The organism is Paucibacter sp. XJ19-41, assembly GCF_028462495.1.
In the GTDB taxonomy this organism is placed as follows: Bacteria; Pseudomonadota; Gammaproteobacteria; order Burkholderiales; family Burkholderiaceae_C; genus Roseateles_E.
Genome location: NZ_JAQOWX010000077.1, coordinates 22,705 through 28,704 on the forward strand (window position 1 = coordinate 22,705; position 6,000 = coordinate 28,704).

A 6,000-nucleotide genomic window follows, 5' to 3' on the forward strand; every position below is an offset into this window, starting at 1 on the left:
TGCGGCTGGAGCACCGCGATGTGCGGCGCGAGGTGGTCGAGGCGGTCGACTCGCCCTATGCCGCGCCGCTGTTCACGCAGATCCGGCGTGAGCAGCTGCAGCTGGAGACCGAGCTGGCATGCTCGGCCGCCGTGCGCCATGGCTCCCAGCTCTACTCGCGCAGCTATTTCGTGCCGCTGCCGGGCGGCGAGGGGCTGGAGGTGGTCGATCTGTGCCTGCCGCAGCTGCGTGCCGGCGAGGTGACGGCCTTTCTGGTCGCCACCGTGGGGCTGCGCCAGCTGCTGGAGGAGGCGGTCACGCCGGAGCTGGCGCGGGTGCATGAGATGTCTTTTGTCGAGGGCGATGGCACCCGGCTGGCGCGCACCGGGTTGACACGCGGCGCCGGTGTCTATCTCGCCGAGCGCGTCGTCGACCTGCCAGGCCTGACCCTGCAGCTGCGCGTCGACAGCGCCGCCGGCGAGCCGCAGCTGATCCCCAATCTGGCCACCGCGCTGGTGATGGGGCTGTCGCTGGCGCTGTTCGCCGTCGTGCTGCTGCTGGCCCGTGACGGGCGCCGGCGTGCGCTGGCCGAGGCGGCGCTGGCCGAGTCGCTGAGCTTTCGCCAGGCGATGGAGAACTCGCTGATCACCGGCCTGCGCGCCCGCGACATCAACGGCAATATCACCTACGTCAACCCGGCCTTCTGCGCCATCGTCGGCTTCGAGGCCGCCGAGCTGCTGGGCCAGGCCACGCCGCCCTACTGGCCGCCGGAATTCATCGAGGTCTACCGCGACCGCCACCGCGACCGCAGCGCCCGCTGGGAGGCCGGTCAGGAGCAGCGCCAGGGTTTCGAGACCGTCTTCATGCGCCGCAACGGCGAGCGCTTCCCGGTGCTGATCTTCGAGGCGCCGCTGAAGAACGCGGTCGGCAAGCAGACCGGCTGGATGAGCGCGGTGCTCGATGTCTCGGCCCAGCGCCGCATCGAGGAGCTGTCGCGCCAGCAGCAGGAGCGGCTGCAGGCCACCGCCCGGCTGGCCACCGTCGGCGAGATGGCCTCGCTGCTGAGCCATGAGCTGAATCAGCCGCTGGCCGCGATCGCCAGCTACGCCACCGCCTCGCTGAACCTCTTGACCCGCGAGGCCGACGATCCGCAGACCCCGGCGATGGTGCGCCAGGCCGTGACCCGCATTGCCGAGCAGGCCGAGCGCGCCGGCCGCGTGATCAAGAGCGTGCACGACTTCGTGCGCCGGCGCGAGCAGGCCCGCGAGCCGATCGCGGTGGACCAGTTGATCGACGCGGTGCTGCCGCTGGTGCGTCTGCAGGCCCGCAAGAGCGGCACCCGCATCGATATCGACCTGCCCACGCCCGCGCCGCGCGTGCGCTGCGACCGCACCATGGTCGAGCAGGTGCTGCTGAACCTGACCCGCAATGGCATCCAGGCGATGGACGGCGCCACGCCGCTGGCCGAGCGGGTGCTGACCCTGAGGGTCACGCAGACCCAGCCGCGCTGGGTCACCTTCTCCATCATCGACCGCGGGCCCGGCATCGACCCCGGCGTGGCGCAGCAGCTGTTCACTCCCTTCTTCACGACCCGCAGCGAGGGCATGGGCCTGGGCCTGAGCCTGTGCCGCACCGTGGTCGAGCAACATGGCGGCGCGATGGATTACGAGAGCCACACGGTGGCCTCCGCGACGCGGCCCAGCGGCACCGAGTTCCGCTTCACCTTGCCGGCCGATACCATGGCGTCCGAGGAGAGNGGCCTCCGCGACGCGGCCCAGCGGCACCGAGTTCCGCTTCACCTTGCCGGCCGATACCATGGCGTCCGAGGAGAGGACGAAACCCGATGCAACAGACGCCCACCAAGCTGCCGATGGTTTACCTGGTCGATGACGAAGAGGTGGTGCGCGACGCACTGGCCTGGCTGCTGCGCTCGCGCCGCCTGCTCTCCGAGGGCTTCGGCAGCGCCGAGGCCTTCGAGGCCATGCTGGACGCCCGGCCCGGCCACGGCGCCGGCTGGCCCGACGCGCCGTCCTGCCTGCTGCTCGATGTGCGCATGCCCGGCACCAGCGGCCTGGCCCTGTTCGAGCGCCTGATCGAGCGCGGCATGGCCGCCGCGCTGCCGGTGATCTTCCTGACCGGCCACGGCGATGTGCCGACCGCGGTGGCCGCGGTCAAGCGCGGCGCCTTCGACTTCGTCGAGAAGCCCTTCTCCGACAACGCCCTGGTCGACCGTGTCGAGGAGGCGCTGGCCGCCAGCGCCGCCGCGATCGCGGCCCGCCAGAGCCAGGGCCAGCTGGCGCTGCGCATGGCCGAGCTGACCGAGCGCGAGCGCGAGGTGATGGCCCTGGTGGTGCAAGGCCTGCCCAACAAGCTGATCGCCGATCAGCTCTTCATCAGCGTGCGCACGGTCGAGGTGCACCGCGCCCGGGTGTTCGAGAAGATGAACGTCAAGTCGGCGGTCGAGCTGTCGAATCTGCTGCGCGACGGCTGAGCCGGTCCAGCCGGGCGCTGGTCTGGTCCAGCCCGGGCCGGCGCGCGCCGCCCAGCGCATAGAGGCTGCCGTCCAGGCTGACGACGCCCAGGCCATGGCGTGGCTCGGGCATGGTCGTCACGACGCGCCAGCTGCCTTGCCCGGGGTCCAGGCATTGCACTTCGGCCAGCACGCCGCCGCCGTGCTCGGCAAACTCGCCGCCCAGGGCGCAGAGCCAGCCGCCCAGCTGACCCAGCCCATGGGCGGCCTGAGCGAAGGCCAGCGGCGCCTGGGCCTGCCAACGGCCCGTGGCCGGGTCAAGGCGCTGCACGCTGCGCAGATTGGCGCCGTTGTAGCGCCGCCCGCCGACCAGATAGGGACTGCCCTCAAAGACCGTGGCGGCGGCGCTGCTCTTGCGCTCCGGGCCGGCGGCCAGCCGGCGCCAGCTGCCGCCTGCCGGGTTGAAGACCCAGTGCGCGTCGACATCCTCGTGGTCGCCCCATTGCGCGTTGGTCTGGCCGCGCGGGCTGCGGCCGCTGGCCAGGTGCAGCTCCCCGCCCAGCACAAAGGTGCCGGTCTCGGTCAGCGCCTCGGGCAGCTCGGCCAGCCGCTGCCACTGCGTGGCGCCGTCCTTCAGCGCCAGCAGCTCGCGGCTGGCGCACCAGTCGCCCCCGGCGCAGCGCACAAAGCCGCCGATCAGATAGAGCGTGTCGCCCAGGCTCAGCAGCTGGGCATGGTGGCGGCCCTCGGGCAGCGGCGGCCCCAGCGACCAGCGGTCCTCGCGCGGCTCATAGATCTGCAGCGCCTTGCTGAGATGCCCGGCCGCCGCCGGCAGCTCGCTGCTGAGCCCGCCGGCCACGACGATACGGCCCCGGTGCAGTGCCGGGTAGATCTCCTGCACGCCGATGGGCATGGGCGCCAGGGTCTGCCACTGCAGCCCGTCATCGGCCTGCGCCGCACCCAGCCAGGCCGCGCACAGCCCCCATCCCACCCTCAACCAGCTCATCCCCCGCCTCCCTGTTGCTCTCTGCTGTGTCCGCCCGATCGGCAGACCGACAGCGGCGGGAGCTTAGCGGCAGGCGTCTTCAGGGCGGATTAAGAGGTGCTGAAGAGGCGCTGCGCCCGCTCGCGCACCTTGGCCGGCACGCTGCCGGCCAGCGCAATGGCGGCCGGGCGCTGCCGGTCCAGCAGGCTCGCAAACACCGCGCCGACCTCGGCGGCCGTGACCGCCTGCAGCTGGTCCAGCCATTGCTGCGTGTCGCGCAGCCGGCCCAGCGTGAACAGCTCCTGCGCGGCCGCCTCGAGCCGTCGCGAGGGCTGCTCCAGCCCGCGCAGCGAGCGCACGCCGAGCTGCTTGCGCGCGCGGGCCAGCCCGACCGGGTCGAGGCCCTGGCTCTGCTGAAGCAGCAGGGCCTCGACCGCGCCCAGGAACTCCTCGGCCTGGGCCGGCGCGGTCGAGCCCTCGATCACGAACTGCCCGGCCAGCGGCCCGATATCGGCCGCGCAGGCCGTGTGATAGGCCAGGCCGCGGCGTTCGCGGATCTCGTCGAGCAGCGGCGAGCTCATGCCCTCGCCCAGCAGCGCGGCGGCCAGCACATAGGCCAGATGGGCGTCCTCGGTCAGCGCCGGCGCGGCAAAGCCCAGCACCGCCTGGCATTGCCCGCTGCCGGCCAGGCGGCGCGTCTTCAGCCCGCCCAGCCAGACGGGGGCCTCCACCCGATTCGGTGCGCCGGTGGGCATGGCGCCGAAGGCCTGCTCGGTGACGCGCGCCAAGGCCTCGAAGTCCACCGGCCCGGCGGCGGCCACCACCACATTGCTGGCCGTGTACTGGCGCTTGGCATAGTCCAGCAGATCGCTGCGGGCGAAGCGGCGGATATTGGCCCGCGTGCCGATGATGGGCCGGCCGGCCGGGTGCGCAGGGCCGTAGCAGGCGCGATCAAACAGCTGGAAGGCCACGCTGGCCGGGTCCTCGTCGAACTCGCTGAACTCCTGCTCGATGACGCGGCGCTCGCGCTCCAGCTCGTCCTCGGGGAAGCTGCTGTTGAGCACGATGTCGGCCAGCAGCGCGACAAAGGCCGGCAAGTCTTCCGGCAGCCCCTCGATATGGAAGGCCGTGTGGTCCTTGTCGGTGTGCGCGTTGACCTCGGCGCCCAGGCGCTCGGCGTCCAGATTGATGCGCTGGCAGTCGCGCGTGGCCGTGCCCTTGAAGGCCATGTGCTCGACCACATGGCTGATGCCATTGAGGCGCGCGCTCTCGTGCAGGCTGCCGGTGCGGATGAAGATGCTCAGCGAGACCGTCGCGCGCCAGGGCATGTCGATGGCGACGACGCGCAGGCCGTTGGCGAGGGTGGCGAGGCGGGGCGTGCTGCGGGTGTCCAAGAGGCGTGGGTCTGAGAGGCTGGCGTGGGTCGCTAGTGTCGCGCAAGCCTGTTGGCCTTGCACTGGGCCGGGCCGACACAGGGCGCTGCTTACAATTTCGCCCATGCCATCCCCCCTCCGCAGCCTGTGCTGCCTGCTGCTGCTTTTGCTGACCCTTGTGGCGGGCGTGCAGGCGGGGCCTGGCGGAGAGGCGCTGGAGGTGCAGTTCCGGGCCGTGGCCGTGCCGCAGAACACCGTGCCCGCGCTGGCGCAGGACCGCGACGGCTTCATCTGGGTGGCGACCAGCAAGGGCCTGACCCGCTATGACGGCTACCGGCTGCGGCCCATCGAGCGGGACGGCCCGACCAGCGCGCGGCGCAATCTCGGCTGGGTGCGTGCGCTGGGCGCCGGCCGCGACGGCCGCATGTGGATAGGCACCGAATTCATGGGCCTGATGGTCTTCGATCCCGCGCGCGACCGGGTCGAGTCCTTGGGCAGTGTGCGGGGCGTGGCCGGGCCGCATGCGCCGATCCGGGCCCTGGCCGAGGACGGCCAGGGCACCGTCTGGGTCGGCACGCTGGGCCAGGGCCTGCTGCGCTACACGCCGGCCACGCGGCGCTTTGAAGCCCAGGACCTGCGCTGGCAGGGCGAGCCCGAGGCACGCGTGCTGGCCTTGCGCGTGGGCCGCGACGGCATGGTCTGGGCCGGCCACTGGCGCGGCCTGTCGCGGCTGCGCGACGGTGTCTGGGAAGCGCTGCCGCTGCCGGGCGCCAGCGCGCCGGTGCTGGCGCTGGCCGAGGACAGTGACGGCCGCTTGTGGCTGGGCACCCAGGACGGCCGCCTGGGCGTGGTCGAACAGGGGCGCGTGCGCTGGGTCCAGCAGCTGCAGGCGCCGGTGCAGGCCCTGGCCGAGGACAGCGCCGGCAGGCTCTGGGTGGGCAGCAAGGTGGGCCTGCTGTGGCTGAACCGGGGCAGCGGCGCGATCGAGGCCAGGCTGCGCCATGACCCGCGCCGCCTGAGCGGCCTGGCCGGCAATGACATCAGCGGCCTGCTGCGCGACGCCAGCGGCGCGATGTGGATCAGCGGCTATGGCCTGGGCCTGCAACGCCATCAGCACCACCCGGCGCTGGCCGTGCGCGGCCCGGACCCTGCGGCGGATGGCGGGCCGCCGGCCGCGCTGGCCGAGGCCGATG

General features: G+C 72.5%; 4 protein-coding genes and 1 pseudogene. 3 read left to right on the forward strand and 2 right to left on the reverse strand.

Translation table 11 applies throughout. The annotated features are described in order from the left end of the window. Nucleotides 1-497: 497 nt before the first annotated feature. Nucleotides 498-1,703, forward strand: a pseudogene (locus PO768_RS18805) (sensor histidine kinase); the annotation flags it as partial. Between the two features lie 146 nt (nt 1,704-1,849). Continuing rightward, nucleotides 1,850-2,470 (forward strand): response regulator transcription factor, encoded by a 621-nt coding sequence (locus PO768_RS18810; RefSeq protein WP_137942694.1) that lies wholly within the window; start codon nt 1,850-1,852, stop codon nt 2,468-2,470. On the opposite strand, the gene PO768_RS18815 is transcribed toward PO768_RS18810, so the two are convergent. Together PO768_RS18815 and PO768_RS18820 are read right to left on the reverse strand one after the other, a co-directional pair. Beyond that, nucleotides 2,427-3,455 (reverse strand): Kelch repeat-containing protein, encoded by a 1,029-nt coding sequence (locus PO768_RS18815; protein WP_272647271.1) that lies wholly within the window; start codon nt 3,453-3,455, stop codon nt 2,427-2,429. The two genes, PO768_RS18810 and PO768_RS18815, sit on opposite strands and share 44 nt — an antisense overlap. Before the next feature lie 89 nt (nt 3,456-3,544). Then, the gene (locus tag PO768_RS18820) at nt 3,545-4,828 is read right to left on the reverse strand and encodes a M16 family metallopeptidase (RefSeq protein ID WP_272647272.1); all 1,284 of its coding nucleotides are present in this window, start codon (nt 4,826-4,828) and stop codon (nt 3,545-3,547) included. A gap of 103 nt (nt 4,829-4,931) precedes the next feature. Here PO768_RS18820 and PO768_RS18825 point away from each other — a divergent pair. Then, nucleotides 4,932-6,000, forward strand: a 1,069-nt coding sequence (locus tag PO768_RS18825; protein WP_272647273.1) for a ligand-binding sensor domain-containing protein, incomplete at its 3' end; no start/stop codon positions are given.